Source organism: Paenibacillus sp. FSL H8-0332 (assembly GCF_037963835.1).
Classification (GTDB): domain Bacteria; phylum Bacillota; class Bacilli; order Paenibacillales; family Paenibacillaceae; genus Paenibacillus_AQ; species Paenibacillus_AQ rhizoplanae.
This window is the reverse complement of record NZ_CP150145.1, coordinates 6,887,466-6,913,520: the sequence shown is the minus strand read 5'-3', so window position 1 is coordinate 6,913,520 and position 26,055 is coordinate 6,887,466. Positions and strand designations below refer to the sequence as shown.

General features: G+C 52.8%; 28 protein-coding genes. 16 read left to right on the top strand and 12 right to left on the bottom strand.

Going from position 1 to position 26,055, the window contains the following annotated elements; genetic code table 11:
* Positions 1-108: 108 nt before the first annotated feature.
* Positions 109-624, bottom strand: a complete 516-nt coding sequence (gene infC / locus NST43_RS30095) for a translation initiation factor IF-3 (RefSeq protein ID WP_339221097.1) — start codon at positions 622-624, stop codon at positions 109-111.
* A gap of 203 nt (positions 625-827) precedes the next feature.
* On the opposite strand from infC, the gene NST43_RS30090 reads away from it, so the two are divergent.
* Together NST43_RS30090 and NST43_RS30085 are read left to right on the top strand one after the other, a co-directional pair.
* On the top strand, positions 828-1,409 hold the full coding sequence (locus NST43_RS30090; protein ID WP_209986842.1) for a sigma-70 family RNA polymerase sigma factor: 582 nt from the start codon (positions 828-830) through the stop codon (positions 1,407-1,409).
* Positions 1,402-2,247: an anti-sigma factor gene (locus NST43_RS30085; protein WP_339221096.1), complete on the top strand. Its 846-nt coding sequence runs from the start codon at positions 1,402-1,404 to the stop codon at positions 2,245-2,247. Before NST43_RS30090 ends, NST43_RS30085 begins: the two co-directional genes overlap by 8 nt.
* A 594-nt stretch (positions 2,248-2,841) precedes the next feature.
* On the opposite strand, the gene NST43_RS30080 is transcribed toward NST43_RS30085, so the two are convergent.
* Both NST43_RS30080 and NST43_RS30075 read right to left on the bottom strand, forming a co-directional pair.
* The gene (locus NST43_RS30080; protein ID WP_209987495.1) at positions 2,842-4,068 is read right to left on the bottom strand and encodes an MFS transporter; all 1,227 of its coding nucleotides are present in this window, start codon (positions 4,066-4,068) and stop codon (positions 2,842-2,844) included.
* A 23-nt stretch (positions 4,069-4,091) separates the two neighbouring features.
* A complete protein-coding gene (locus NST43_RS30075) occupies positions 4,092-5,264 on the bottom strand; it encodes a serine hydrolase domain-containing protein (RefSeq protein ID WP_339221094.1) in 1,173 nt (390 codons plus the stop codon).
* Positions 5,265-5,441: 177 nt separating this feature from the next.
* On the opposite strand from NST43_RS30075, the gene NST43_RS30070 reads away from it, so the two are divergent.
* The 5 genes from NST43_RS30070 to NST43_RS30050 all read left to right on the top strand — a co-directional run bounded on the left by NST43_RS30070 (position 5,442) and on the right by NST43_RS30050 (position 9,815).
* Positions 5,442-5,900, top strand: coding sequence for an Lrp/AsnC family transcriptional regulator (locus NST43_RS30070; protein ID WP_339221092.1), 459 nt, complete (start codon positions 5,442-5,444; stop codon positions 5,898-5,900).
* Between the two features lie 104 nt (positions 5,901-6,004).
* Positions 6,005-6,325 (top strand): winged helix-turn-helix domain-containing protein, encoded by a 321-nt coding sequence (locus tag NST43_RS30065; RefSeq protein WP_209987492.1) that lies wholly within the window; start codon positions 6,005-6,007, stop codon positions 6,323-6,325.
* Positions 6,326-6,348: 23 nt separating this feature from the next.
* Complete coding sequence (locus NST43_RS30060; RefSeq protein ID WP_173134092.1) at positions 6,349-6,858, top strand: SRPBCC domain-containing protein; 510 nt, start codon at positions 6,349-6,351, stop codon at positions 6,856-6,858.
* A 234-nt stretch (positions 6,859-7,092) separates the two neighbouring features.
* Complete coding sequence (locus tag NST43_RS30055) at positions 7,093-8,820, top strand: Imm51 family immunity protein (RefSeq protein WP_339221089.1); 1,728 nt, start codon at positions 7,093-7,095, stop codon at positions 8,818-8,820.
* Positions 8,821-8,885: 65 nt separating this feature from the next.
* Positions 8,886-9,815 (top strand): copper amine oxidase N-terminal domain-containing protein, encoded by a 930-nt coding sequence (locus NST43_RS30050; RefSeq protein WP_339221087.1) that lies wholly within the window; start codon positions 8,886-8,888, stop codon positions 9,813-9,815.
* Between the two features lie 64 nt (positions 9,816-9,879).
* Here the strand turns inward: NST43_RS30050 and NST43_RS30045 are convergent, their stop codons facing one another.
* Positions 9,880-10,227, bottom strand: coding sequence for a helix-turn-helix transcriptional regulator (locus tag NST43_RS30045; protein ID WP_339221086.1), 348 nt, complete (start codon positions 10,225-10,227; stop codon positions 9,880-9,882).
* A 155-nt stretch (positions 10,228-10,382) separates the two neighbouring features.
* Here NST43_RS30045 and NST43_RS30040 point away from each other — a divergent pair, with 155 nt between their 5' ends.
* The 3 genes from NST43_RS30040 to NST43_RS30030 all read left to right on the top strand — a co-directional run bounded on the left by NST43_RS30040 (position 10,383) and on the right by NST43_RS30030 (position 12,524).
* A complete protein-coding gene (locus NST43_RS30040) occupies positions 10,383-11,198 on the top strand; it encodes a DNA-binding protein (RefSeq protein ID WP_209986821.1) in 816 nt (271 codons plus the stop codon).
* A 339-nt stretch (positions 11,199-11,537) separates the two neighbouring features.
* Complete coding sequence (locus NST43_RS30035; protein WP_339221084.1) at positions 11,538-11,891, top strand: helix-turn-helix transcriptional regulator; 354 nt, start codon at positions 11,538-11,540, stop codon at positions 11,889-11,891.
* Positions 11,892-12,152: 261 nt separating this feature from the next.
* Positions 12,153-12,524 carry a RidA family protein gene (locus tag NST43_RS30030; protein ID WP_339221082.1) on the top strand — a complete coding sequence of 124 codons (372 nt, stop codon included), beginning with the start codon at positions 12,153-12,155 and terminating at the stop codon, positions 12,522-12,524.
* A gap of 122 nt (positions 12,525-12,646) precedes the next feature.
* Here NST43_RS30030 and NST43_RS30025 read toward each other — a convergent pair whose 3' ends face one another.
* Positions 12,647-13,780 carry an SMP-30/gluconolactonase/LRE family protein gene (locus NST43_RS30025; RefSeq protein ID WP_339221080.1) on the bottom strand — a complete coding sequence of 378 codons (1,134 nt, stop codon included), beginning with the start codon at positions 13,778-13,780 and terminating at the stop codon, positions 12,647-12,649.
* Positions 13,780-14,580: an SDR family oxidoreductase gene (locus tag NST43_RS30020; RefSeq protein ID WP_339221078.1), complete on the bottom strand. Its 801-nt coding sequence runs from the start codon at positions 14,578-14,580 to the stop codon at positions 13,780-13,782. The genes NST43_RS30025 and NST43_RS30020 overlap by 1 nt, the downstream gene beginning before the upstream one ends.
* 196 nt (positions 14,581-14,776) lie before the next feature.
* On the opposite strand from NST43_RS30020, the gene NST43_RS30015 reads away from it, so the two are divergent.
* Positions 14,777-15,454 carry a TetR/AcrR family transcriptional regulator gene (locus NST43_RS30015; protein WP_339221076.1) on the top strand — a complete coding sequence of 226 codons (678 nt, stop codon included), beginning with the start codon at positions 14,777-14,779 and terminating at the stop codon, positions 15,452-15,454.
* 15 nt (positions 15,455-15,469) lie between these two features.
* Positions 15,470-16,216: a sugar phosphate nucleotidyltransferase gene (locus tag NST43_RS30010; protein ID WP_339221075.1), complete on the top strand. Its 747-nt coding sequence runs from the start codon at positions 15,470-15,472 to the stop codon at positions 16,214-16,216.
* A 110-nt stretch (positions 16,217-16,326) separates the two neighbouring features.
* On the opposite strand, the gene NST43_RS30005 is transcribed toward NST43_RS30010, so the two are convergent.
* A complete protein-coding gene (locus tag NST43_RS30005; RefSeq protein WP_339221073.1) occupies positions 16,327-17,436 on the bottom strand; it encodes an NADH:flavin oxidoreductase in 1,110 nt (369 codons plus the stop codon).
* A 218-nt stretch (positions 17,437-17,654) separates the two neighbouring features.
* Here NST43_RS30005 and NST43_RS30000 point away from each other — a divergent pair, with 218 nt between their 5' ends.
* The gene (locus tag NST43_RS30000) at positions 17,655-18,239 is read left to right on the top strand and encodes a TetR/AcrR family transcriptional regulator (protein WP_339221072.1); all 585 of its coding nucleotides are present in this window, start codon (positions 17,655-17,657) and stop codon (positions 18,237-18,239) included.
* 135 nt (positions 18,240-18,374) lie between these two features.
* Here NST43_RS30000 and NST43_RS29995 read toward each other — a convergent pair whose 3' ends face one another.
* Entirely contained in the window at positions 18,375-20,030 is a 1,656-nt protein-coding gene (locus NST43_RS29995) for a cellulase family glycosylhydrolase (protein WP_339221070.1), read from the bottom strand.
* Between the two features lie 499 nt (positions 20,031-20,529).
* Here NST43_RS29995 and NST43_RS29990 point away from each other — a divergent pair, with 499 nt between their 5' ends.
* Positions 20,530-21,609, top strand: coding sequence for a polysaccharide deacetylase family protein (locus NST43_RS29990; RefSeq protein ID WP_339221068.1), 1,080 nt, complete (start codon positions 20,530-20,532; stop codon positions 21,607-21,609).
* Between the two features lie 69 nt (positions 21,610-21,678).
* Here the strand turns inward: NST43_RS29990 and NST43_RS29985 are convergent, their stop codons facing one another.
* The 3 genes from NST43_RS29985 to NST43_RS29975 all read right to left on the bottom strand — a co-directional run bounded on the left by NST43_RS29985 (position 21,679) and on the right by NST43_RS29975 (position 24,334).
* Positions 21,679-22,326 (bottom strand): Vat family streptogramin A O-acetyltransferase, encoded by a 648-nt coding sequence (locus tag NST43_RS29985; RefSeq protein WP_339221067.1) that lies wholly within the window; start codon positions 22,324-22,326, stop codon positions 21,679-21,681.
* 65 nt (positions 22,327-22,391) lie between these two features.
* Positions 22,392-23,657: a HAMP domain-containing sensor histidine kinase gene (locus tag NST43_RS29980; RefSeq protein WP_339221066.1), complete on the bottom strand. Its 1,266-nt coding sequence runs from the start codon at positions 23,655-23,657 to the stop codon at positions 22,392-22,394.
* On the bottom strand, positions 23,657-24,334 hold the full coding sequence (locus NST43_RS29975) for a response regulator transcription factor (protein ID WP_339221065.1): 678 nt from the start codon (positions 24,332-24,334) through the stop codon (positions 23,657-23,659). Before NST43_RS29975 ends, NST43_RS29980 begins: the two co-directional genes overlap by 1 nt.
* A 166-nt stretch (positions 24,335-24,500) precedes the next feature.
* On the opposite strand from NST43_RS29975, the gene NST43_RS29970 reads away from it, so the two are divergent.
* A complete protein-coding gene (locus NST43_RS29970; protein ID WP_209986791.1) occupies positions 24,501-25,244 on the top strand; it encodes a polyphosphate polymerase domain-containing protein in 744 nt (247 codons plus the stop codon).
* Complete coding sequence (locus tag NST43_RS29965; RefSeq protein ID WP_339221063.1) at positions 25,237-25,920, top strand: DUF4956 domain-containing protein; 684 nt, start codon at positions 25,237-25,239, stop codon at positions 25,918-25,920. Before NST43_RS29970 ends, NST43_RS29965 begins: the two co-directional genes overlap by 8 nt.
* On the opposite strand, the gene NST43_RS29960 is transcribed toward NST43_RS29965, so the two are convergent.
* Positions 25,917-26,054, bottom strand: a complete 138-nt coding sequence (locus NST43_RS29960; protein WP_339221062.1) for a hypothetical protein — start codon at positions 26,052-26,054, stop codon at positions 25,917-25,919. The genes NST43_RS29965 and NST43_RS29960 overlap by 4 nt on opposite strands.
* Position 26,055: the final 1 nt, after the last annotated feature.

Sequence of the window (26,055 nt, the reverse complement as noted above, 5' to 3'; positions counted from 1 at the left end):
GTTTAACCCATTTCGGGGTCAGCTAATGTACAAAGTGCAACAGAAGTAGAATCCAGCCAGTTCTTAACCCGCACACAATTCAGGCTTAAGTGTGCCCTGTAAGACAACTTACATATGCGGATTAACTCTAACCTGTGCGCCTTTGCCGCTAGTCTGCAGGCCGGAGGCCTTGGTTCCGGCTTCCTTCAGATCGGCCACGAGCCGCTCCAGCACTGCCTTCGCAGCGGCGGCTTCCTTGGAGCCGGAGGACTTCACAACGAGCTGCACCGGCTTGCCGGAGCGCAGATGCTTGTCCGCCTGACGCAGCTTCGTGTCGTAGTCATGCTCTTCAATATGAGCGGTGAAGCGCAGCTCCTTCACCTTCTCCTGGCTGCTCCCGCTGCCTTGTTGCGGGCGGCTGGTACTGCCCTTGCGGGCAGCTTGCGCAGCCGCCTTGCCTTTGCCCTTGGCGACCAGGCTGCAGGGCGGCGGGCTGCTCATCAGCGAGGTGCAGACCAGGTCGACCCCTGCGGCTCTGGCTTTGGACAGCGCCTCGCTTCTGGATACGGTGCCGAGCTTCTCGCCCTTCAGCCCGGTCAGCTCGACCTCGGCTGCCTTAATCTGTTCATTAATCAGTACGGCCACGGAAATGATCCTCCCTTTTGCAGATATGATATAGCTATCATATATGGAAGCGGGCAGGGCTTCAATAACGGCTGCCGGATGCTCGCAGCAGTCAGGCCGGCAGGTTGAGACGACTGTGCAAAGCGGTTATACTCAGTGGACGCAGGTTTTTCAGCATGGAACCACTGGCACTACTATATTTTCTGTTGAATGGGGGATGGCAATTGAATGACACAGCTGACGATAAGCAGTTAATTCTGCTTATTGCACAGAAAGACTCGAATGCCCTCGAACTGCTCTATGACCGGTATGAACGGGTCATCTATAGCTTTGCTTACCAGATCGTGAAGGATTCGATGGCTGCTGAGGAGGTTATGCAGGAGCTGTTCCTGCGCCTGTGGAAGAATGCAGGGCAGATTGACTTCGGCAAGGGTAAGCTGCTCACCTGGATGTTCGCAGTGACCCGCAATCTGGCGATCGATTATCTCCGCAAGCGGGATGCCAGGCTGCCTCGTCAATCTGGCGATTCCGGGAATCTGGAGCAGGTTCAGGACCACAGCACGCTTACCGAAGATCTCGTTGAGCTGCAGATGGCGGGGGAACAGATCAGAGAGGCGCTGCTGGGATTAAGCCGCGACCAGCAGCAAGTAATGGATATGATCTATTATCAGGGCTATACCCAGCAGGAGGTAGCACAGCTTGCGGCTATCCCGCTGGGAACGGTCAAGGGAAGAGTCCGGCTGGCGATGAAGCAGCTTCACAAATCGTTACGGCACTGGGGAAGGAGGGATCATGCGCATGAGTGAACACAATGAGGAACTCTGTGAATTGGCCGAATTATATACGCTGGGCGCACTGACGGCAGAGGAAATGCAGCAATTCGCTGCCCATGCGGCAAAATGCACGGAATGCAGGGAGCTGGTAGAGGAATACCAGCAGGTACTTAACCATCTTCCGCTTGCCTCTGAGCCGGTAGACCCGCCCTCCGGTATGAAGGATCGCATCCTGTCACGGGTACTGGAGTCCGGGAATGCGGGTGCACCGGCAGCCCGAACGGAGACCAGCCTGAATATTCAGCCTGTTGCAGAGCGGGCTACGGATCGTGAGCCGGCGAAGACTCCTCAGGCAGAGCAGGGCTTGCCCCAGTTCAGCATCCCGGAGCCCAAGAGAACCCGCTTCAGAGGGTTCCTAAGCCTTGGACTGGCTGTTGCTGTGCTGCTCTTGGTGGTCTATACTGGCCAGCTGCGCGGAAATGTAGCGGAGCTGAAGCAGCAGCTGGCCTCCGGCACAGGACCGCTCCAGGGGCTTAAGGTGAATGAGGCGGTAGCGCTTAGCCCGGCAGGAGAGGGAATTACCGCCAAGGGCACAGCAACGATTGTCGCAGACCCTACCGGCACCCACCTTGTGCTTCAGGCAGAAGATCTGCCGGAGCTTACCGGCACCGAGGTCTATCAGGTATGGCTGATCAAAGGGGACTCGCCGGTAAATGCGGGCACCTTCATCTCACAGGGCGGAAACGGAGCACTGTATTATTCGTTTGACCCGAAGGCTTATGATACCATCGCCGTTACGCTGGAGCCGGATGGCGCGGGAGAGACCCCGCGCGGGAAGAAGATTCTCGCAGCGCCGATTAAGAAGGGGTAGCAGCGGTGTGGAGAGATAGCGGAATCTACCGCTATTCAAGCAGAACAGCCGGGAGGGATCCCGGCTGTTTTTGTGCAAATATAAGGTGTTATGTGAGCATAAGTGCACCTCATTTCAGCAGACGCGAGCCAAATGAGCCAATGAAGAGCATAAGTGCACCTGAATTCAGCGGACGCAGGCCAAATGAGCCAATGAAGTGTATAAGTGCACCTGATTTCAGCAGACGCGGGCCAAATGAGGCAATGAAGTGTATTAGTGCACCTCAATTCAACTGACGCGGGCCAAATGAGGCAATGAAGTGTATAAGTGCACCTGAATTCAGCGGACGCAGGCCAAATGAGCCAATGAAGTGTATAAGTGCACCTGATTTCAGCGGACGCGAGCCAAATGAGCCGATGAAGTGTATTAGTGCACCCGATTTCAGCGGACGCGAGCTAAATGTGCCAATGAAGTGTATAAGTGCACCTGAATTCAGCAGACGCGGGCCAAATGAGCCAATGAAGTGTATAAGTGCACCTCACCTCATTTTACCGGATGGTACCAGGAGCAGATGAACGAGAATGGTGAGGTTGCCTTACATTTATTGGAGTGGAATTATTTATTGCGCTGGATATCCTCAGTTCCGGGAGGGAATCCATGCGTTCTGCTGCGCCGGACTATCCATACCGAAAGGGCCAGCAAGACAAACAACGCCCATGGGAAGGATACAACGCCCGTTGTTTCGAGAAGAATTCCACCGGCTATACCGCCTCCGCCAATGGCCAGATTCCATGCGGTTACAAGCATGGATTGCGCTACATCTGCACTCTCTCCGCCAGCTGTAGCAATGGCTGTTTGCAGCAGCGTGGCTGCTCCCCCGAACGTTAAGCCCCATACAGCAGCTACTAGATAGATTACAACAGGCTTGCCGCTTCCAAGGCTGAGCAGAACAGATGCCAGCGCAAATGCAGTCAGGCTAATCAGAACCAGCAGCCTCAGATGACGATCAATCCACACGCCTGTTAACCAGATGCCAAGAAGCGCTGTAATCCCGAAAATAAGAAGCACCAGATCCACGCGCCCGGATAGTCCAGCCTGAGTAAGGTACGGTGCTATATAGGTGTACAGGATATTGTGGGCCAGTACCCAGGCCAGCACGACAAACAGGATCGGCCGCACTCCGGGGCTTGTAAACACCTTATTTAGCGGGAGACGCTTATCCGCAGCTTCTCCCGGATAGTCCGGCAGCTTCCAGAGTATCCAAAGGGTTAGCAGCAGAGCGAACAGCGACAAGACTCCAAAAATATTACGCCAGCCTGCAAGGTCACCCAAGAATGTTCCGGCAGGGACTCCGAGCGCCAGGGCCAGCGGTGTTCCCGCCATTGCAATAGCCATTGCCCGTCCCTTAAGCTGCTCCGGTACCATGCGCCGTGCATAGCCTGCGATCATTCCCCACAGGACACCCGCGCACACACCCGCGAAGAAACGGGCCGCAAGGGTCAGAGGATAACTCGAAGATACGGCAGTAACGGTATTGAATACGAGGAAGCCAAGGATGCATAGTAACAGCAGAGGTCTCCGCCTCCAGCCGCGTGTTACTGTGGTCAATGGAATGGCGGCGAGTAACGAGCCCAGGGCATAGAGGGTAACAAGCTGACCTGCCATGGCCTCCGTTACTCCAAGACCCGTACTGATCTGAAGGAGGAGCCCGGCGGGAATCGTCTCCGTCAGAATACAGATAAACCCGGTCATTGCCAGAGCAATCAATCCAGCCCAGGGAAGACGCTCTGGAACAGGGGGAGTGGGGCTTTGCTGCGGAGAAGCAATTGTGCCGCTGCTCATCGCAATGGTCTTATTGGTGTTGTTCATGACGGGTCCAATCTGCCGTAGATGGCATTGCACAGGTCAACCGTGAACGGACCCGACATGCCCTCCAGTGCGGTATTGGTGAAGGCTACCACGCTTAGCCGCTGCTTGACATCGACGAACCACGAATGGCCATAGGTGCCGCCCATGCGCCAAGTGCCAAGGGACTCCGCAGTGTTGGCGGCAACAGGATCTTTAAGGACGGTCATCCCGAGGCCGAAACCCCGTCCCGGCCAGAAGGGCATGGGCAGATCGCCAATCTGGTTGGCCGTCATTTCGCGGACCAGAGACTCCGGCAATAGCGGCGCACCGCCTTTGCGCAACGTCTCCAGCAGCTGCAGGAAGTCTCCCGCACTGCCGACCATCCCGGCTCCCCCGGATGGATAGGCAGTGCTGTCTAACGCCCGGTCCGGGGCAAGGTGGAAGCCTGCCGTTCCTTCTACAAAGGCCAATCTGTCCGGATTCTCCATTAGCCGCAGTCCGGGAACATCATCGGCATAAGCTGAGGCCAGGCGCTGCGGGTCCACGGCAACGAAGCTGGTATCCGTCAGATCGAGGGGGCGAGTAATAAGTGAGCGGACCGTTTCACTGAGCGTCTTTCCGCTAACGTTAGCAATCACTGCTCCCAGCACATCTGTTGCGATAGAATATCTCCACTGGGTGCCAGGATGATAGAGAAGCGGAACAGACGCGAGCCGCTTCAGGTTCTCTTCAAGCGTGATACCGGACTGATCCATGCCATCGGATACGCCAGCCTGCTCATAGGAACCGCCTTCTTCCTGAAAGAAGCGGTAGGTCAGACCGGCGGTATGTGTCATTAAGTGACGGACTGTCATTGCTGGAGTCTCTCCGTTCTCAAGCCGTGGCTGAAAGCCCGGCAGCCACCGGTCTACACGGTCATCCAGCTTCAGGCGTCCTTGGGCCACCAGAATCAGAGCAGCCGTAGAAGTATACGGTTTGGATACCGAGGCGAGCCGGAACAAGGCGTCCTCCCGCATAGGCTGGTCTAGCTCGCGGCTCGCATAACCAGCAGCACGGCTATAGATGAGCTGCCCGTCTAATGCTACCTTTATGACAACACCTGCCAGGCGCTTGTCTGTTAATGTCTTGTCAATGACCTTGTTGATGCGTTCCGGGAGACGGTTAGGGTTCATGGTGTTCGAATAGAGCATACTCAACATCCTTTCGCTACAGTTAAAGCAGTAACTATTTCTGCTTTACTATTGTAAGTTAAGTATATAAAATAAATTAACTTGAATACATGAGCCATTAAAGTTAAAATCCGTCTCATACATTTAAAGTTAAGGGATTTCAAATAAATAATCTTAAAATTAAAGGAGAGGTCAACAATGGACTCTATTGATAAGCAAATTCTGTTCCATCTGCAAAATCAGGCGAGAATCTCTATGACAGAGCTGGGGAAGAACGTAGGTCTGTCTCAGCCAGCAGTAACGGAAAGAGTTAAGCATATGGAGGAAAGCGGGGTGATCAAGGAGTACCGGACGATTATCTCGCCGGAGAAGATCGGGAAGCAGGCGGCAGCTTATATCCTTTTCCACTCCAGAGAGTGTCATGCTTTTGTGGACTTCTGCCGTGCCCATCCCGATGTCGTAGAGTGCTACCGCATCAGCGGAGAACACAATTATCTGTTAAAAGTCATGTCCGACTCTACACAGGGTCTTGAGGAGTTTGGGAATCAGTGTGATAAATACGGGAATTATACGATTCTGATCGTTATGTCATCGCCAATAGATCATAAGAATCTCCTTCCTTCGCTGGAAGAAGTAGGTGAAAATCTGCTTAAATAGAGATAAGCAATCCTAATAATATTCCTTGACGGGAATATTCCTGATAAGCTATATTGAGAATGTACCCAGATACTAAAAGGCTGAATAAAAGGAATATGGAAATGATGGACACAACGACATTTAGCGCACTTGCTGAGCCTACCCGCCTGCGGATGGTTGAGATCCTGAAGGACGGGCCTATGAGCGTAGGCGATATCGCCGAGCGGCTCGCGCTCCGTCAGCCTCAGGCCTCGAAGCATTTGCGTGTGCTGCTGGAAGCCGGACTGGTTGAGGTGGAAGCGGCGGCTAACCGCCGGAACTACAGGCTGCGTACGGAGCCGCTGGAGGCTATGGATGCCTGGCTGGAAGCTTACCGCAAGCTGTGGAATGAACGCTTCGACAATCTGGATGACTATCTGCGGCAGCTGCAGTCCGAAGACAAATGAATGACTATCAGGAGGGATTAGGAATGTCTGGCACAATGATTTCCCGGGTAGAAGGTCTTGAGCTGGTTCTGGAACGTGTATTCAATGCCCCGCGTGAGCTGGTATTCAAAGTATTCTCTGAGGCAGAGCATCTGAAGCAGTGGTGGGGCCCGCGCGGCTGGATTGTTCCCTTCTGCACTGTTGATTTTCGTCCGGGCGGCATCTGGCATTATTGTATGAAGTGTGTGGATGAGAAGCAGGGGGAATTCTTCGGAATGGAATCCTGGGGCAAGGGCGTCTACCATGAGATTGTCGATGGCGAGAGATTCGACTATACCGATTACTTCTCCGATGCCGAAGGCAATGAGACGGAAGGGATGCCGTCCACACTGGTCAGTATGAGGTTCGAAGAGGTTGAGGGCGGGACGAAGCTGGTCAGCCGGTCGAAGTATGATTCGGAGGAAGCGCTTAAGACGGTCATGGATATGGGGATGGAGCAAGGGATCACCGAAACCTGGGACCGGCTCGAAGAGCACCTGCAATCCATTCAGTAACTTGAAGGAATATAGGCTGAACGTTCATAGAGAGGTTGTCTTGATGCCGGGTGTCCGGCCGAGGCGGCCTCTTTTTGAGATGGACCGTTATAGGGTTCACCTTAAAAGAAGGCGTAGCCGTTTCTACTTGTGCTTTTCCGGTGAATGGGTAATAGCGAGTATACTGACAATAAGCAGTCCTTCGGAATAGGGGACAGGCTTGTTTTGCAGTGTCCAATTAGGGGGGCCAAAGGCATGGATGAGGCGTTGCTGGAACAGGTGAAGCGTTGGCATGATGAAGATGAATATCAGCAGATTGTTGACCGTATTCTGGAGATTCCGCCGGATGCAAGAGATTATGAGTGTATCGGCCAATTAGGCAGAGCTTACAATAACCTGGGTGAATACGGGGAGGCGCTGGACCACCTGCTCAGGATCTCCAAGGAGGGCGGGGATGATCCGCTGTGGCAATTCCGCATAGGGTATTCCTACTATCACCTGAAGCAGTATGAGCAGGCTATTCATGCGTTTGAACGTGCGGAGGCGCTGGAGCCGGGAGACGGGGATACTGCGAGAATGCTGGAGTGGAGCCGGGAAGGCGCACGGCGTGAGATAAGAGAGCAGGCAAGACGCACCGAAGAGCTGGAGGCCTTGAAGGTGAATAGAGAGGGTGGCGGTAGAGACCTTGGTGCATTCCTCGACTACTGCGCGGATTTCTGGGAGGACAGTGATTATGCCTTGAAGGAGTATGTGTCCCCGCTGCCCAGTGACGAGCTGATTGCCTCTGTGGAGCAGGAACTGGGTTATAAGCTGCCGGCCTCTTACATCTCCATGATGAAGCAGCATAACGGCGGGATTCCGCTCAATACGTGTTTTCCGGTGAATGAACCCACTTCCTGGTCTGAAGATCATGTTGCAATATCCGGAATTGCCGGGATCGGCCGTGACAAAAGCTATTCCCTCTGCGGGGAGCTGGGCAGCCGCTTCATGATTGAGGAGTGGGGCTACCCCGATATCGGCGTGGTTTTCGGTGACTGTCCTTCCGCAGGACATGATGTCATTATGCTGGATTACCGTCACTGCGGCCCGGAAGGGGAACCTGAGGTGATTCATGTGGACCAGGAGAGCAACTATGAGATTACGTTCCTGGCCCCGGACTATGAGACCTTCATTCGCGGGCTGGTGAACGAGGAGGTCTATGATACCTCGGAGGAGGATAAGCAGGAGGATCTGCAGAAGGTAGCGTCCGCGCCGTTCTCTCCGCTGCTTCAGGAGCTGTGCGATAAGGTTACGGAAGTGGACGGTATAGAAGGGATTATCCGCAAGATCTGCACCGCCATCGTAGAGGAGAAGGGCCATTTCTCTCTTCACGCGGACGAACGCTCCACCTTGATGTATGATCTCCAGTTCTGGCTCTATACCAGCGCTTACCCGAATACGAGCCGTGACCAGTATCTTGAGGTGTATTCCAAAATGATCGCGTTCGGCGGTGAATTCAGCACAGGCGGATATGCCCCGGGCTTCATCTCGGACTGGCTGGATGATCAGGTCCGGCAGGGAATGATCGTGGAGACGGAGGGGGCGCTCCGGTTCACGGATGAGGCGAAGGAACAATTGCTGAAGAAGCTGAAGCAGGCAGAAATAGCGGATGCTGTGGACCTGAAGCCTTTCATTATAGTAGAGCAGGATAACGGGAAGTCGGTAATCCTGAACGCCGGCAGCTACAAGGCCGAGGTTTTTGCAGCGCGGGAAGAGGAAGGCTTCGAGGGCAACGGGTATGATTGGGGCTCGCTGGCAGCGGTATTCTTGGTGGAAAAGATGCCTGAGATGGCAGGCATAATCCACTTTGACCCGGAGGCGGGTATGTTCTGCGCCTATTCTTCCGACGGTGATGCACTTGTCGCCTTCGCGGCTGCCTTCAAGCAGGCTTGTGAGGATGACGCGCTCATCCGCGATCTGTTCTCACGTGCGGAGCTGGATTAGACTAGGAACTTTTTGGATTTTTTTGCGTCTCTACTATAAAGGAATGTAAAATTCAGGAGGTTGTGATGATGAGGAAGTTACTCCTAGGTTCGTCTGTTATTCTATGTGCTGCGCTGCTGGCACCGGTAGCGCATACGGCATCCGCAGCGGGTCCGACTCCAAAAGGAACACAAGTAGTTGTGAATAATAACGATTTAGATACCAAAGATATTCTTAATAAGAACAATCAGGTGTTTTTTAGCCTGACTTCACTCCAAAGCTTGGGCGGGTTAACGTTTGCCTGGAATAATACGACTAAGCAGGTAACGGTGAAGGGGAGCGGCACCAGCCTGCAGTTGACCATAAATAATAGAACAGCACTGAAAAATGGAGCCTCTGTGTCCTTAAGCGCTGCTCCATTTATTCATAATGGAAAGACCATGATTCCTTTACGTTTTGTTGCCGAAGCTCTGGACGGTTCCGTAACTTGGAATCCCAACACCCAAACGGCATTTGTGTCAAAACCAGGCGCGAAATTGTTGGCTGATCTGAAGAGCAGCGAGTTAAGCACGGCAAGGAATGCTGCGATTAATCTTCCCAGAGTGTCACAGCTCACGGAGGACTTTGAACCCTCTGTGGAAACCGCCAGTCTCCAATATTATTTTCCGGCAAAGACCAAAGACCGGTTCATCGAGGTCAATAATAATGTAATTCGTTATTATCAATTGACGAAGAACACAGCTTACCTTAAGTGGCAAGCTCTCACTGGTGACAAGGCCGGCAAGCAAGATAACCTGTATTTCATCAACCGCTCCCTTACGCAGGAGAATGGTTCCTTACCGGATTTTACAGCTACGACCTTCGCAAGCTTTCGCTGGATGCCTCATATCACTTCCACGGGGTATGGTTTGATGAATAAGGAGAATTGGAATGAGGTTATTTATAAAGAAGCCGAAGTGCCTCAACCTAAGCTGAAGGAAAATTATATTATTGTGGATATTCCAGAGGAACAATAATGGGTGATCGTATGTGACTGTCCTGAGGTTTTCCGGTAAATTCATGGGATCACCTCAGGTATGTTTAATCCTCAAAAGCTCTCCGTACCTCTCTGACAATCTTATTCAAAGTACTTATTTGCTTAACGCTTAACTCACTAACCACGACTGCATATTCATCAATGGCTCCCCGCTGCGCGGCTTCGACCTCATTAAGATCATCCATATTTTGAAACAATTCCAACGGCTGAATGTTCAAAGCGGCAACTATCTTCTCCAGTGTATCAATCGAAAAATTCCGTTCACCGCGTTCTACGGCTCCTATGTATGCATCATCCAAGTTGGATAATTCCGCTAGCTGTTGTTGGGTAAGCCCTTTTGCTTTTCTTATTGCCCGAATTCTGTCTCCGACTGCATTCCGTAAGTCTGTCATAGTTATCACCTCTCCTAAAGGGTAGGAGAGTATAGGCGTAAATAGCAGGGCCATAAAGGCGGTATAATATATTGATAATACTACTTTATAGTAGTATATTTGATTTATTGTACTATATTCTTACACGATAGATAAAGAAAAAGGAGGCCCCATCCATGCGCCCTTCCATTCTGAAATTACTTAATCCGGACATTATCGTTGAAATGCTGGAAATGGCATACCGCTTAGAGGATTGGGACAAGATGCTGAACACGGCGGGTATTCTTTACAGTTTCGCGCAGTGTATCTATGAGGAGCGGCAGTATCACAAGGCTAAAGGGCTTCCGGTACCACTTGTGGATACGCAGCGTCCGCTTGTGTATTACTTCGGGTTCAGTCATCTGATGCAGGGCATTGCCTATCAGAAACAGCAGAAGTATGACGAGGCAAGAGAGACGATATACTGCTATGCCGAGCTTGGCTGGATGGAGGAGTTAGGGGGAGAAGGGGAGGAGATTGCCGAGGAATTCAGGTATTTGGCCCGTGCCAACCTGTATATCGTGGAGATTTTGTCCGGCAGGATGGAGTTTCTGGAGGGGTATACCCAGTTCTTGCAGGATAATCCTGAAGAGCTGTTGCCGGGATTAGGGACTATTGTGCAGGCTGCGGTGCATTATAGGCTGGATGTGGACGATCTGCTGCATAGGTTCGCGGAGCAGAGTGCCGGATTTGGGGACTATGAAGATGCAGATAATCTCTCGCATTATTTCAGCTATTGTTATCATTTGGCTCTATATCATAGACGGGCAGGCAGACTGCAGGAGGGGCTGGACTGGACAATGCAATCTTTAAGGCTGGCCCACCAGTCCAGGCATGACGGGAATTTCAAGCGCTGTCTGGCGTTGTTCGAAGCACTGCGGGAAGGGCTGACAGACGAACAGGCCGGGGGATATCATGGATTGTTACAGGAGTGCCTTGGTCAAATTGTTTGAGTGCATGTGGAGTTAGGTTCAAATCTTGTTCTTCTTCCGTAAAAGAAAGATCAATCCGCCAATCAAGAATCCGCTTATCACTCCTGCTAAGACAGATTTGAGAATGCTGAGTACAATATCTATGGATGTGTCGTCAGGTGTTGCAGTCAGATTCACAATGAATAGCAGACTGAACAGAATAGATGTGATTAGAAAAGTTTTTGAGGCAAGGAATCGTTTCATGGTTCTCCTCCGTTCACCTTCAATTCTACCATAATTATCCTGCTAAAAACCAGACGAGCGGATATCCGGCTTCTTCAGTTATACTGGCCGTATCCCAGACAGCAAGGAGACAAGACTGTGAAAGACAGAGAAATACTCAAGCTTGTGGGGGCGAGAATACGGATTCTTCGCAAGGAAAAGGGGTTTTCGCAGGAATCCCTTGGGGAGAAGGGTGGATTTCATTTTTCCTATATAGGGCAAATCGAACGGGGCGAAAAGAATGTATCGCTATTGAATTTATCCAAAATTGCTGAGACCTTAGGCGTTAATCTGATTCAGCTCTTTGCTTATGTAGAGGAAAAAATGGAGTTCACTGAACAGGAGAATAACATTCAAGAAATTGTGGAGATGCTTCGTGAGTCCAACAGCGATAAGGTTCTGTTAGCTAAAAATGTGTTGAGAGAAATTTTAAAGGGGGGTTCTTCTATATAAAGGGCACTAAAGAAATAAACAAAAAGCAAAAGAAGCGGAGGGGAAATTTGGAACTGTAGGAGCGGTAGCGACCGCTTTGTCACCGGATTTCCACCGCAAAGAGCGGTATTAATCAAGAAATCTGGGGACAACAGCGGCCGGAAGTCCAAATGTTCACTGCAGTGACGACGAAGCTTCAAGTTCAAGACTTTTAAATGCGTCTTATATACATAACTTGTGTTTCAAACATATATCTCGAACGACAAGGAGACAAGAACCAGGATGGGCGAAATCATTAGACATGATGTGAACGAGGAGTATGCGTACTCGGGGTTTGTGGAAGCGGGGGATTTTGTTTTCCTAAACTTCTGTGTGGGCAATGTGGGCGGAACAGTGGAAGAGCAGGTGGAAGGTGCACTGAATCATATGAGTGATCGTCTGGGACAGGTGGGTCTTAAGCTTGCGGATGTGGTGAAGGTCGATATTATGCTGCGGGATGTGTGGGATATTCCAGTCATGGAAGAGGTGTTCAAGCGCAGATTCCAGGGCAACTATCCGGCACGGAAAACCATCTCTACCGAATTTGCGCATGTTGGCGGCCCGGGTGGACTGAAGGTCCAGATCGACGGTGTGGCGTATCGTTCACGCGCATAGCGTCTGGAGTCAGGGACCTGAATCCCTCCATTCTCCAGCAACAGCAGCAGCCCCTCCTGCCGGAGAGGGCTGCTGTTTGGACTGCCTCAAACCCGGCAGCAGAGTGGATTAATGTAACAATCTTACGGCTTCAAAAGCACCCGGTGAACTCCCTGGCTGCCGCCTGGTGCGGTTCCGAGATATAAGTACTCCCCGTGGCTTACGGCAGTGGTGATGCCATACAAGCTTCCTTCCGGATCATGCCAGCTGTTCACCAGCTCTCCTTCGGGTCCGTATTCTGCGACTAGTCCGTGCTTCACCGGGGCACTTGCTCCATTCAACAGGGACTGCGGAACTTTGGACATCGTTGCTGCTACCCAGGGGTGACTATGCATGTAATCGGCAAAAGCCAGACGGGTCGTGAATACCCCTACCCAGAAGTGTCCCTGAGCATCCCGGGTGATATTGTCCGGGAACCCTGCCAGATTCTCCGCAAAAATATCAGAGGTGCCTTGCTTGGGCCCCTTCAGCCAATACCGGGTCAGCTGGTAATGGTACGATTCAGCAACAAGCACGAAATCTTCATCGGCAGACAATGCGACTCCGTTGGCAAAATACAAATCCTTCAGCAGAACGGTTGTCTGCTTGGTCTGCGGATCATATTTCAACAATCGTCCATGCGGTTTGTTCTCGGCGATCTCTTTGAACATGACCTTGCCATAGTTAGAGGTATCGGAGAAATAGATGGATCCGTCTTGCGCGATGTCCAGCTCATTCGCCAGATAGATCGGTCCTCCATCTACTTCAGTGGCCAACACTTCAATCTTTCCATCCTTGTCAATCGACAGCAGCCCCTTCTGAATATCCGCCACAATCAAATTTCCGTCCGCATCGAATTTCAGCCCGTTAGGTGTTCCCTGGGTATCGGCGAACACTTCTGCCGGCTGCGCCTTGCCTTCCGCATCGAAGGCCACCCGGTAGATTGTGCCGTCAGAGTCGCCTGTATACAGCCGCCCCGCAGCATCAAAAGTGATAAATTCCGGGAACTTCGCGCGGTCTGTCACAAGCTCTGCGGAGCTAAGCTTAGTGTTCTCTTTCCAGGGACCCTCCGTCTCAAAAGAAGGGGCGGCAGGTGCAGACCATACAGCGGGCTCCACCGGGGCAGGCATCAGCAGGAATCCGGCTATTCCCAGCACAATGACCCCGAGCAGGACCAAGCTCCATCTGCGGATGTGTTGACCGGTGGAACGTTTACGTGGATTGGTTACTGTGGACATTATAGATCCTCCTTAGAGTGTGTGGGGCGAAGCATACCGCCAACCAGCCGCAGACCTTGTCTGCGGGTCATGAACCGGGTAATCTGGGCACTCAGGTAGTTGCGGAGTCCCGGAACAACGTACTGTTTCCCTCTGGCCATAGCGCGCAGGGTAAGGGCTACTACCCGCTCCGGCGAATCCTTCGCGCCGCCGACAGAGGCGTCCTCTGTACCCACCACGTTGAAGAAATTAGTCTCCGTGGAGCCTGGACACAGGGCGAAGAATTGGACGCCGCGATTACGATTCTCCCACCACAGCGCGTCGGTAAAGGACAAGACGAAGGCCTTGGTCGCCCCGTAGACGGCCATATAAGGCAGCGGCTGAAAGCCTGCGGTAGAAGATACATTGATCACCGCGCCCGCCCCTCTGTGGAGCATGCCGGGAAGGAATAAATGAGTCATATCGACTACAGCAGTGACGTTGAGCATCACTTCTTCATGCTGGCGTTCGCCGGAGATCTCCTCGAACAGGCCGTGGGTGGCAAAGCCCGCATTGTTAACCAGCAGATCTATACTCAGGCCAAGCTGCTGGCATTGACGGTACAGCTCTCCGGCAGCGCCTTCGAGCGATAGATCCAGGGGAATAACCCGGCACTGGACTCCATGGCTGCGCGTTAACTCGGCGGCGAGCGCCTCAAGTTTGCTTTTGGTTCTAGCTACCAGCACCAGATGACTGCCTTCCTTGGCTAACTGTCTTGCGAACTGTTCCCCGATTCCCGAAGAGGCTCCGGTGATCAACGACCATTTTCCTTTAATATTCATAAGTTCTACTCCTTCTGGTACAATGTTTTGTTTTGGTAACATTGTTTCCTATGTGAATCATAGTAACCAAAAGGACGCGCCTGTGTCAACTCCTTTTTTTTCAGCGCGAGGGTTCAATTGACAACCTATGTTCAAATGTTTAGAATTCCTGTTAGAACCCGGCAACTCTGTTGCTGGTCCATAACATGATAACCGAATGAAGGTGATTCTTATCAGTAGCAAAGACAAACCTGTACCCTCCACGGAGCGGGTATTAAAAACATATCAGGAAGCCCGTCTGCAAAATACGGAGAATCTCCGTAAGCTTGTGGTGGATGCGGCCGCTGCGATTCTGCAGGAAGAGGGGCCGGAGGCCGTCACTGTGCGCAGAGTATCGCAAAGAATGGGCTGTTCCACCAAGATCATTTACAGTTTGTTTGTCAATAAAGAGGGTCTGGCCCAGCAATTGTATCTGGAGGGCTGCAAGCTGCTGGCCCAGCGCTTCGAAGAGGTGCCGCCGTCGCCAGATCTGCTGCAGCATCTGCTGGATCTGGGCGAAGCGTTCTGGCAGTTCGGACAGGACTATACTAGCTACTATAAGCTGATGTTCGGAGGGGCTTTTGCCGAGTTCAAGCCGGATGCGGAGAGTATGCAGGGGACGATGACCGCCATACACCGCCTGCTGGTTCTAATCAGCACTGCCCAGGAGCAAGGACAGATCTCGGATCAGGAAGAGACCGGGACCCTCGTCAGCACCATATGGGCATCGCTGCACGGTGTAATCCACCTGTATATGGGCGGGTTCCTGGGTGATGTGGAGGCGGCCCATACCATATACAGACAAACAATGAGGCTGCTGTCCGAGTCCTTGTTTGCCGCATCCAAGCCAGAGTAGAGGAGCGTACAAGGGATGATTGCACTAATCTTGGCTGCGGGATATGCCACCCGCCTCTATCCGTTAACCCGGGATACCCCCAAGCCGCTGCTGCCTGTTCAGGGGAGCCGGACGATCCTGGATCTGCTGGCCGCCCGGCTGGAGGTGCTGGAGGAGATTTCAGAGATTCTCATTGTGACGAATGACCGCTTTTTTCATGCTTTTGAACAGTGGCAGCAGCAGTATCAGGGCTTGAAGCCGGTTCGGGTACTGAACGATGGCACTTCTTCTCCTGAGGGCCGGTTAGGCGCGATTGGCGATATCCAGTTTGTGCTGGAGCGGGAACAGCCGCAGGAGGATCTGCTGGTTCTGGCAGGCGATAATGTGCTGGGATTCGGCCTTGCGGGGTACTTGGAGTATTTTCATCAGGTGGGTACCGACTGTATTCTTGTCCGTAAGGTGGATGATCCGGCTGAGCTTCGCAGTATCGGTGTGGCGGAGCTGGATGCGCAGATGCGGGTCCTGTCGCTGGAGGAGAAGCCGCAGGAGCCCCGCTCGAACATAGGCGTATTCGCTCTCTATATCTATAAGCGGTCCACGCTGCCGCTGTTCTCCCGTTATCTGGCCGAAGGGGGCAACCCGGACGCGCCGAGTTATTTCCCCGAGTGGCTGCATTCCCGTCAGGAGATGCGGGCCTATTATACGGAGGGGACGATTGATGATGTCGGCACCCCGGAGGCCTACGCAGAGATGCGGGTCAGGCTGGGGGAACAGGCAGAGTGATCTGGGTTAATAATCAAAAAAACGCACGGATACAGAGAGAATTTCTCAATCCCGTGCGTTTTATTTGAAGAGCAAGGGTAGTAGAGCAGTTCTTGGAGATTATCTATGATTCAGTACAATTGGGCCGCCGCCTCTGGAGTAAAGGCTTGAATTTCCTCCAACCTGCCTTCACGGATTTTCTTCGCCCATGCCGGATCACCCAGAAGTGCGCGTCCAACCGCTACCAGATCGAACTCCTGGTGGTCCAGCCGCTTCAGCAGCTCCTCCATCCCTTGATGGTCTGCATCCCCGCCTTCAGCGGGATCATTGTCCATGCCTAAGGAACCAACGGCAATCGTCGTCTTCCCGGTAAGCTTCTTCACCCATCCGGCAAGACCCAGCTCCGAGCCCGCGAATTCCGGGTCCCAGAACCTGCGGGTCGAGATGTGGAAAATATCCACCCCTGCCTGTACCAGCACATCCAGGAATTGCTCCAGCTGCTCCGGTGTATCCACCAGCTTCGCCGTGTAATCCGCCATCTTCCACTGGGACAACCGGATGGAAATCGGATAATCCGGTCCGACTACAGCGCGGACGGCCTGGACAACTTCGGCTGCAAACCGGGTACGCTTCAGGAAATCGCCGCCATAGCGGTCCGTCCGCTGATTGGTTATTTCCCAGAAGAACTGGTCAATCAACAAGCCGTGACCGCCGGAGAGCTCTATTCCGTCGAAGCCAGCTTGCTGTGCATTCACTGCCGCATCGGCATAGGCCTGAATGACCCCGGCAATTTCTTCTTCTGTCATCGGCCCGCTTATCTTGTTCCCCTGCATGTCGAGTCCTGATGGCCCGATTGATGGTGCATCCGGGTGAGGCTGGGAACCCATGGGCCGAATCATTCCCATATGTGACAACTGCGGAAAAATGATACCGCCGGCCTCATGAACCTGTCTGACGACTTCACGCCAGCCGTTCAGAGCGGCTTCACCAAAGAGATTAGCCAGTCCCGGATCACTGCTTGCTGCCGGATGGTCAATCATACCCACGGTGATGATTAGCCCCACCCCATTCTCAGCACGGCGGCGGTAATACGCTGCCATATCCTCACCCGGTACTCCCTCCGGTGAAAAAGCACGCGCCATCGGTGACATTACAATCCGGTTGGGTATAGTTAATTGTTGAACCGTGTACGGTTCAAATAAGGTCTCCAGTGAATGGATTTGCTCCTGTTGTTTAGCCATGGTTAACGCCTCCTGTAGGTTGAATGATTATTCTCAAAGCGGGGTATGAATGCAATAGTAACAAGCTCCAATCCTCCCTTCAACCAACAAACTGCCCAAGTTGTTGCTTAAGCTAGAAGCCGGAAAAACTGTCGTATTGGCAGATCCTATTTGTTGTGTACAGAGCACATGTTTATAATAAGAGGATTATAATCTCTTCTGAAAGGGGCGCTCCTTGGATGGCTGGCATACTTCCCCCCAATCCGAACGACCCGCGGGTGATTCGGACCCGTCAATTAATTGTGGATGCCTTCGTCCGGCAATTGAATATCATGGACTTCAACTCGATAACCGTCGGCGACATTACCAAAGCAGCTACGATTAACAGGACCACCTTTTATGCACATTTCCAGGATAAATATGCGCTGTTCGAAGCCTTTTTGTTAGATGCCTTTACGAATATGGTCCTCCATAAAGTCGATGCAAAAGGACCGTTGACCGAGAAGACGCTTCAAGAGCTGATAGTTGCATTATGTAATTATCATGAAAACAGCCACCGCTGTTTCAAAAGATATGATTCTGTAGCTCTCTTGCTTGAGGAGAATATTAAGCTGCATCTCGAGAAACTTATCCTGCAGCTGATCTCCGGATCAGCTGCGGCTACAGATTCGAAGCCGCTTGCAACTGCCGCCACCCTGCTAAGCTGGTCCTTATATGGCGTAACCTACCGCTGGAATCTGGAGGGAAGATCAGAGTCTTCCTCCGAACTGGCGGAGCGGGTAATGCCGCTGATCACGGGCGGATTTCCCATGAGCCCCCAATGACCAAAAACGCAGAGCAGCGATCCTCCGAATGGGGGAATCGCTGCTCTGCTCACTTTTTGTGGTTTTAAGAATGAAGAGAACTGTCTTCCGCCGTAGAAAACCTGCTTTTGGGACAGCCTCGTAGCCGTTTCTTGTTTACGGCTCTACGCCGTAGATCAGCGTCCCGTTATGGTAGACAGTGATCCGGTCATTGGCAGTGAAGCTGGTCAGCAGCGGCCGGAAGGAGTAATCGTTGGCCTGGCTATAATTCGCATAGTTATCCTTATGAATACGGAACTGGATCTCTCCGGTCGAGCCAGAAGCAGCCAGACTGCCTGCCCCGTCCTTGAAGGAGATTTCAGCGTAGGCATCGGCATCAGGGACCGGGACCGCGAGCGGGACGATGGTGGTCTGGATATTATTTTTGCCAACAACGGCGTAGTCAATCTCCATGGTGTGTGCGGAGCTGCCGTCCTGGGTGAACCAGTAACGGATCGTGAATTGGCTGAGCGGGACGGGGACGGTGGAAGTGCTCTTTAGCTGAAGACTTGCCCGGATGGAGCCCACGTTGTTGCCGGCCTCATCACTGCGGTAGAGCGGAGTGGCGGTTACAGGTCCTGTCCCTGGGCCTCCAGGCTGTTCAATAGGAGGGAAGGTGACCGTCTTCATGATCCGGTTCAGCATGAGCTGCTTCGGCCGGTTCCAGGTTGCCCAGTCATCCTGCAGCAGACCGCCGGTATCCCCGCTGTTGGGATTCAGTGTCCAGTAGGTCCAGTACAGGTCATTCGTGCCGATGTAATCGACTAGTTTATTTTGCCACTTCCCTTCAACCGAGAGAGTATCCACGCTGCGTCCTCCGAATTCACCCATGATTAGAGGAGCGATGTTCTCTTTGCTGATATAACCCCAGGTCTGATCCCATATAGCAGGCAGATTCGCCGGAAAAGCAGGATCGCTGAACCACGGCTGCTCCGCCACCCCGGGACCGTAATCATGCGGAGAATAGACCACTTGATTCGGAACGGTAAGCGTTACCGGATAATTCCGCACCCCGGTGAGGTTGCCGCCCCACCAGTACTTGCTGGTGTTACCCTGCACATTCTGCTCGATCCCTTCGACGATGATCAGCCAGTGCGGATTCACTGCAAGGATTGCATTCCCTGCCCGCTGAGCTGCGAGCCGCCAGTCTGTGCTGAGATCACCGGTCCCCCAGCTTGCCGTGCCATGAGGCTCATTATGCAGGTCAGCACCGATTACCGTAGGATTATTCGCATACCGTGCAGCCAGCATCACCCAGTCACTGAGCCAGCGGGATTCAGGATAAGCGGCGGTATACCAGAGCGTCGATTGCCCGCCGGAATCAGGGCGGTGTCGGTCCAGGAAGATTTGAATGCCGCGCTGGCCGGCTTTTTCAATTAAGGTATCCATGATTTCGATGGGAGTCAGACCGGCCAGGTCCGGGTTTTTGGCATAATCAATGCTGTTGGCCTGGGAAGCCGGATCGAACATTTGACTGCTGAACGGCAGGCGAATCAAGTTGTACCCTTCTGCGCGGACCTGATCGAGCACATCATCCATGGAGCGCGACCATAATCCGTGCGGGGAGTAGTTGGGTGTCTCGAAGCCAAACCAGTTGAGTCCGTTGAACACGGCCGGGTTCCCCTGCGAATCTACAATCCGGCTGCCCGAGGTGTGATAAAAAAGCTTCACTGCCCCCTCAGCCTTCACCGGCTGTCCGGCAATAGCGGCGGTACCTGCAAGCAGTGTTAAAGCCAAAAGCATTTTCCCCAGTGTCCTGAAACCAAAGGTCATTCATCTTCCTCCTCGTATATGGTTCATGATAAAGTCGAACTTTATATCATACGGGTAAAATGATAACCTATTCATCCGGGACAGCCTTAAATATGGAAAATTATTGAATTCGTTCGAATGCTGCTGAGAAGTGCTTCGCTGAAGGCGAGCCGGGGAGCGGAATTAGATGGATTTCTTCCACTTGCTGAAGAACGAATGGGCCGTATTACAGCAAGAGTTGGAAAAACAGCACTTAAATGATCACATATCAGTCAAAGAAGCCGAAACGGACAATAGTAGTTGGAGTTTTTCCACTTGCTTCCCTGGATTGCTCCAAAATCGGCGAATTAAGATACGTTATTCCACTTGTTGGCTGGCAGGCGTCGTGGTAGGGGGTCATCGCATACTATCTACTATTTATTCTTCCAGATTATGAGAATTACAGCTAGCCATAAAAGGGAATAATTGTTATAGTTACAAATGTAAACGTTATCTATATTTGAGAGGAGCGTGCAGAATCATGTATTCAATCCAAATTAAATCCAAAGTCATCCAATGGGCCGCCATCGGATCGCTGGTCGTGTCTTTATTTATGGGGTCGCTGGCGGTGGGCGGGGAGAAGGTGTTCGCTGCCGATTGCTCGGCCGGCTATGTAGCTCTAACGTATGATGACGGGCCGAATCCAAGCAACACGACGAACCTGCTGAATGCTCTGCAGCAGAATGGCCTGCGCGCCACTTTTTTCAATGTCGGGCAGAATGCACAGAACAATCCTTCGCTCGTACTCGCCCAAAAGAACGCAGGGATGTGGATTGGTAACCATTCCTGGTCGCATGCGAATTTGACACAGGTGGGCACCTCCCAGATCTCATCGGAGATTACGAATACCCAGCAGACGCTGCAATCCATTACCGGCACTGCTCCGAAGCTGTTCCGTCCGCCGTACGGGGCTACTAACGCGACTCTCAAGTCCATCGAGGCCCAGAACGGCCTGACTGAAGTGCTCTGGAACGTGGATTCGCAAGACTGGAACGGAGCGGGAACTGCCCAGATCGTGGCCGCTGTGGGCACGATGAAGAATGGGGATGTCATCCTGATGCATGACCAGTATCAGCCCACGCTCCAGGCGGTTCCGCAGATTGCGCAGAACCTCAAGAACCGCGGCCTGTGTTCAGGCATGATCTCGCCAAGCACCGGCAGGGCGGTTGCACCTGATGGCGGCAATGGTCCTGGCCCCGCTGCAACGAAGGTAGAGGCGGAGAGCATGACCAAGGCCGGTCAATACACTGCTAACATCAGCTCCCCCTTCGCTGGAGTCGCCCTATACGCGAATAATGATTCTGTGAAGTACACCCAGAATTTCGCCAGCGGCACGCATAATTTCTCTCTGCGCGGAGCCTCCAATAACGCCAATATGGCCAGGGTGGACCTCAAGATCGGTGGGGTGACGAAGGGGACCTTCTACTATGGCGGAAGCAGCCCTGCGGTCTATACGATCAGCAATGTCAACCATGGAACCGGCAATCAGGTGATTGAGCTGGTGGTTACCGCCGATGACGGGACTTGGGATGCTTATATTGATTATCTGGAAATCAATTAAAGCAACAATATTGAAGGGGGTGCCCCAGCCAGCTAGTACATAGCTGACAGGGCACCCCTTATTTTCGTTTCAGTCTAGACCTGCAAGAGCCCGGATCTGCTCCAGATCACTGCTGCATAGCGTCTCCAGATGGGCGCTAATCTTCCCGGGACTCCAGTCCCACCACTTCAGCTCCAGCAGCAGGGCGATGAGCTCGTCATCGAAGCGCTGCCGCAACATCCGGGCCGGGTTGCCTCCGGCAATATGGTATGCGGGAACATCCTTGGTGACGGTAGCATTAGCGGCGATAATTGCCCCGTCGCCAATGGTCACACCAGGCATAATGGTGGCATTCTGGCCGATCCAGACATCGTTGCCGATGATAGTATCGCCTTTGTAGGGTAGGTCGGCAAGTGCAGGAGTGGCCTGCTCCCAGCCGCCGCCCATAATGTTGAAGGGGTAGGTGGTCACGGAGCCCATCCGGTGGTTGGCGCCGTTCATAATGAATTCGGTACCCCTGGCGATGGCGCAGAACTTGCCGATAATCAGCTTGTCGCCGATGAACTCATAGTGATGGGTAACACGGCTCTCGAAGGTCACCGCCTCGTCGGGATCATCATAGTAGGAGAAGTCTCCGGCGATGATGTTGGGGCGGGTCAGCGTATTTTTGATGAAGCGGACTTGCTTAATCTGGGGATTTGGGTAAATTGCGTTTGGATCGGGTCCTATAGAAGGCATAAGCACACACCTTTCCTGGAATATAATAGATTTCACATAAGTCCCCATTATAACCGATTGCCCCTTCAAGGCAACTGCACATAGAATGTCACGGACTCTCCGGCTACGCTCTTCGCATAGATCTTCCCGTTGTGCTGGTCCACAATGGACCTAGCGATAGCCAGACCTAAGCCGTAGCCGCCCTGCTTGCGTGCTCTGGAGGTATCCGTACGGTAAAAGCGGTCAAAAATCCGCGTCAGATGTTCAGCAGCGATGCCTTCCCCCGTATTCGAGACGGAGAGGAGGACATCGCTGTTCTGCTTATGGAGGGAGATATGGACAGCGCCCTTAGGATTCGTATATTTCACAGCGTTATCCAGCAGAATCATGACCACCTGCTTGATCTGCTCGCTGCTGCCGTGTACGGTAAGCTCAGGCTGAAGGTCGTAGCTGAAGGTGATATTCTTCTCGAAGATGACGGCCTCCATGGTTAGAATAATATTCTCTACCGCCTCGCTCATGTTGAACTTGCTGTGGAGCTTCCCGGTCCGGGAGTCATCCATCTCCGTCAGGTACAGCAGATCGCCTATCAGCCGCGTCATACGCTCCGTTTCGGACTTGATGTACTGCAGCCATTTTGCCTGATTGCGGATCGTATCCTCACTGTTCGCCAGCAGCACATCCGCGTTGGTGTTAATAATCGTCAACGGCGTCTTCAGCTCATGGGAGGCGTCGGCAATGAACTGCTTCTGCTTGTCAAAAGCCTCCCGCACCGGCGCAATCGAGCGCCCCGCAAAGTAGCGGCTGGTGAAGTAGAGGATGACCAGCGTCAGCAGGCCGACAGCCGCGAAGGTATAGATCAGGTTCGTCAGGATCTGCTGCTGGGCGGTGATGTCCATGAAGACAAACTGTTGTCCGCTGCTTACAGGCTTCACCATGAAGATCCAGCGGCTGCCGTCCAGCGTGAACCGGCCGGTGTCCTTGCCCTGGCTGAGCGCCTCCTTCAGCGCGGCGCTATAGAGTTCATCATCCATCGTGAACTTCGATTCTTTGCCGGTCATCGTGCCGCTGGCATCTGTCTGCACCGTGAACGAGACGGAGCGCTCCGGCTGGTAAGGGTCGATCGGCCCCTGACCCGCGGGCATTGCCCCGCCGCCACCTGAACCGTGTGGGCCTTGTCCGTCGCCCGGACCCCGCTGCTGCATGTCCGCAATCCGGTGAAGCGCCATATAGATGTCTCCCTGCACATTGCGGTACGTGAAGATGTAGATGGCGGCGAAGGCCACCAGCATGATAATGGAGATGGTGACGAGATTGACAATCAGGAACCGGGTTCGGAGTTTATTGAACATCAGGCACTTCCCTCCAGCACATACCCTACGCCCCTAATCGTGCTGATGCGCACCTCTGAGTTCAGGAAGGCCAGCTTTTTACGCAAAAAAGAAATATAGACCTCCACGTTGTTATGCTCCGCATCGGAATCGAACCCCCATAGCTTCTCAATGATCTGCTCCTTCGAGGTGACTGCCTGCTTCCTTAGGATCAGCAGCTCCAGCAGCTCCGTCTCCTTCAGATTCAGCTTCATCTCCTTGCCCTTCACCGTCAGCTTCGGGTTGGCCGTATTCAGCTCCAGATCCCCGAACTTCAGAGCATCGTCAGGAATCACCTCGCCCTTACGCCGCAGCGCAGCCCGGATACGGGCCAGCAGCTCCTCCGAAGCGAACGGCTTGGCGATATAATCGTCTGCTCCATGATCGAGTCCGGTCACCATGTCGGTAATCTCCCCTTTGGCGGTAAGCATGATAACCGGTGTGGAGATTCCGTCCTTGCGCAGTTCCTTCAGCACGCTGATTCCATCCACCTCCGGCATCATAATATCCAGCAGCAGCAGGTCATAGATCCCGCTCTGCGCATAATCGAGACCGGCTCGGCCGTCATGCACCGCGTCTACCGAATAATTGTGTTTTTTGAGGATTTGGGTTAAGGCCTCCGCCAGATGGACCTCATCTTCTACGATTAATATTCTCATGGGCTGGCTCATCCTCTTCTTAAGTAATGTATTTGCCGCTGGTGCCATTATATCAAGGTGACCTTTAATCAACCTTAATCCATTTAAGATTCACTAAAGGTTCGGAGGCTAAGATACATTCATAAGCAAGCGGCACCCATTACACCCCTGAAAGGAACTGATCCCCATGGCTATTGAGGTCTTCAACCGTTACGAGAACAAGTATCTGTTCGACCATGAATCCTATCTGAAGCTCTATCACGAACTGCTGGAATATATGGAGCCTGATGCATACAACAAGCAGCACGAATATTATTCCATCACCAATCTGTATTATGACACCCCGCAGAATTCCCTGATCCGCAGCAGCCTGGCGAAGCCGAAGTACAGGGAGAAGCTGCGCATCAGAGCCTACGGCATTCCTGAAGGCGACACCAGAGTCTATCTGGAGATCAAGAAGAAGGTGCTGGGCCTGGTCAACAAAAGAAGAACCCCGCTGAAGCTGGATGAAGCCTATGCATTCATCGAGAGCGGCAGGGAGCCTGAATTCGAGAGCTATATGAACAAGCAGGTGATCGGGGAGATCAAGTACTTGCTGACCCGCTATGATCTGCAGCCGAAGCTGTATCTGTCCTATGACCGCAAAGCCATGTTTTGCAAAAACAACCGGGACCTCCGCATCACCTTCGACACCAATATCCGCTGCCGCCGGTATGATCTGAAGATGGAGCATGGCGTGTATGGCGAGGAGCTGCTGGAGCCGGGGCAATGGCTGATGGAAGTGAAGGCGGAGAAGACCATTCCGGTCTGGCTGGCCAGGATGCTGTCGGAGCATCAGATGTACCGCACCAGCTTCTCCAAATACGGCAACGAATATAAAAAAATGCTGCGAACCAGCCAATCAGAAAGAGAGTGTGTCTGCTATGCTTGATTCGATATTTTCCGTAGCTGAGTCTACTTCGGAACTAACATTCATGAATGCTGCCTTGACCATCGTCATCGCCATTATCCTCGGCGGGCTGATCAGCTTCACCTACATGAAGACGAGCCCTGCGGGATACTCACAGAGCTTCACACTGACTATGGTTCTGCTGCCGGTCATTGTAGCGATCATCATCCTGCTTATCGGCAGCAATGTGGCCCGGGCCTTCAGCCTGGCGGGTGCCTTCTCGATCATCCGGTTCCGCAGCGCTCCCGGTGATCCGAAGGATATCACTTTTGTCCTGTTCACCATGGCCTCCGGGCTGGCCTGCGGGGTAGGGGCCTTCGGTTACGCGGTCTTTTTCACTCTTATCCTCTGCGTTCTGATGGCCGTGCTTAGCCGTACGGGCTTTGGACTTAAGAAGGCGATGCACAAGACACTGAAGGTAACGATCCCTGAGAATCTAGGTTATGAGGAAGCCTTCGCGGAGGTCTTCAACGCCTTCAATGTGGCCTACGAGCTGAAGAAGATCAGAACTACTGAGCTGGGCAGCCTGTATGAGCTGGTCTACGCTGTAACGATTGATGAGCAGACGAGCCAGAAGGAGCTGCTGGACGCCATCCGCACACGTAACGGGAACCTGGATCTCTCACTGACCATGGCACCTGTCATGAACGAATACTAATCCGCTACAAGAAGGGAATGATGACCGATGAAGAATTTCAGAACAGGCAGCCGGATAGGACTGGTGCTGCTATGCGCCGCAGTCATGTCGGCATGCAGTGTAAAAGCCGCTACGCCATCTGATACAAGTAACAAC

Excerpts from the sequence above, each read along its gene's own strand:
- NST43_RS30085 (WP_339221096.1), top strand. The coding sequence starts at position 1,402 with ATGAGTGAACACAATGAGGAACTCTGTGAATTGGCCGAATTATATACG.
- NST43_RS30080 (WP_209987495.1), bottom strand. The coding sequence starts at position 4,068 with ATGAGCAGCGGCACAATTGCTTCTCCGCAGCAAAGCCCCACTCCCCCT.
- NST43_RS30075 (WP_339221094.1), bottom strand. The coding sequence starts at position 5,264 with ATGCTCTATTCGAACACCATGAACCCTAACCGTCTCCCGGAACGCATC.
- NST43_RS30070 (WP_339221092.1), top strand. The coding sequence starts at position 5,442 with ATGGACTCTATTGATAAGCAAATTCTGTTCCATCTGCAAAATCAGGCG.
- NST43_RS30065 (WP_209987492.1), top strand. The coding sequence starts at position 6,005 with ATGGACACAACGACATTTAGCGCACTTGCTGAGCCTACCCGCCTGCGG.
- NST43_RS30060 (WP_173134092.1), top strand. The coding sequence starts at position 6,349 with ATGTCTGGCACAATGATTTCCCGGGTAGAAGGTCTTGAGCTGGTTCTG.
- NST43_RS30055 (WP_339221089.1), top strand. The coding sequence starts at position 7,093 with ATGGATGAGGCGTTGCTGGAACAGGTGAAGCGTTGGCATGATGAAGAT.
- NST43_RS30050 (WP_339221087.1), top strand. The coding sequence starts at position 8,886 with ATGATGAGGAAGTTACTCCTAGGTTCGTCTGTTATTCTATGTGCTGCG.
- NST43_RS30045 (WP_339221086.1), bottom strand. The coding sequence starts at position 10,227 with ATGACAGACTTACGGAATGCAGTCGGAGACAGAATTCGGGCAATAAGA.
- NST43_RS30040 (WP_209986821.1), top strand. The coding sequence starts at position 10,383 with ATGCGCCCTTCCATTCTGAAATTACTTAATCCGGACATTATCGTTGAA.
- NST43_RS30030 (WP_339221082.1), top strand. The coding sequence starts at position 12,153 with ATGGGCGAAATCATTAGACATGATGTGAACGAGGAGTATGCGTACTCG.
- NST43_RS30025 (WP_339221080.1), bottom strand. The coding sequence starts at position 13,780 with ATGTCCACAGTAACCAATCCACGTAAACGTTCCACCGGTCAACACATC.
- NST43_RS30020 (WP_339221078.1), bottom strand. The coding sequence starts at position 14,580 with ATGAATATTAAAGGAAAATGGTCGTTGATCACCGGAGCCTCTTCGGGA.
- NST43_RS30015 (WP_339221076.1), top strand. The coding sequence starts at position 14,777 with ATGAAGGTGATTCTTATCAGTAGCAAAGACAAACCTGTACCCTCCACG.
- NST43_RS30010 (WP_339221075.1), top strand. The coding sequence starts at position 15,470 with ATGATTGCACTAATCTTGGCTGCGGGATATGCCACCCGCCTCTATCCG.
- NST43_RS30005 (WP_339221073.1), bottom strand. The coding sequence starts at position 17,436 with ATGGCTAAACAACAGGAGCAAATCCATTCACTGGAGACCTTATTTGAA.
- NST43_RS30000 (WP_339221072.1), top strand. The coding sequence starts at position 17,655 with ATGGCTGGCATACTTCCCCCCAATCCGAACGACCCGCGGGTGATTCGG.
- NST43_RS29995 (WP_339221070.1), bottom strand. The coding sequence starts at position 20,030 with ATGACCTTTGGTTTCAGGACACTGGGGAAAATGCTTTTGGCTTTAACA.
- NST43_RS29990 (WP_339221068.1), top strand. The coding sequence starts at position 20,530 with ATGTATTCAATCCAAATTAAATCCAAAGTCATCCAATGGGCCGCCATC.
- NST43_RS29985 (WP_339221067.1), bottom strand. The coding sequence starts at position 22,326 with ATGCCTTCTATAGGACCCGATCCAAACGCAATTTACCCAAATCCCCAG.
- NST43_RS29980 (WP_339221066.1), bottom strand. The coding sequence starts at position 23,657 with ATGTTCAATAAACTCCGAACCCGGTTCCTGATTGTCAATCTCGTCACC.
- NST43_RS29975 (WP_339221065.1), bottom strand. The coding sequence starts at position 24,334 with ATGAGAATATTAATCGTAGAAGATGAGGTCCATCTGGCGGAGGCCTTA.
- NST43_RS29970 (WP_209986791.1), top strand. The coding sequence starts at position 24,501 with ATGGCTATTGAGGTCTTCAACCGTTACGAGAACAAGTATCTGTTCGAC.
- NST43_RS29965 (WP_339221063.1), top strand. The coding sequence starts at position 25,237 with ATGCTTGATTCGATATTTTCCGTAGCTGAGTCTACTTCGGAACTAACA.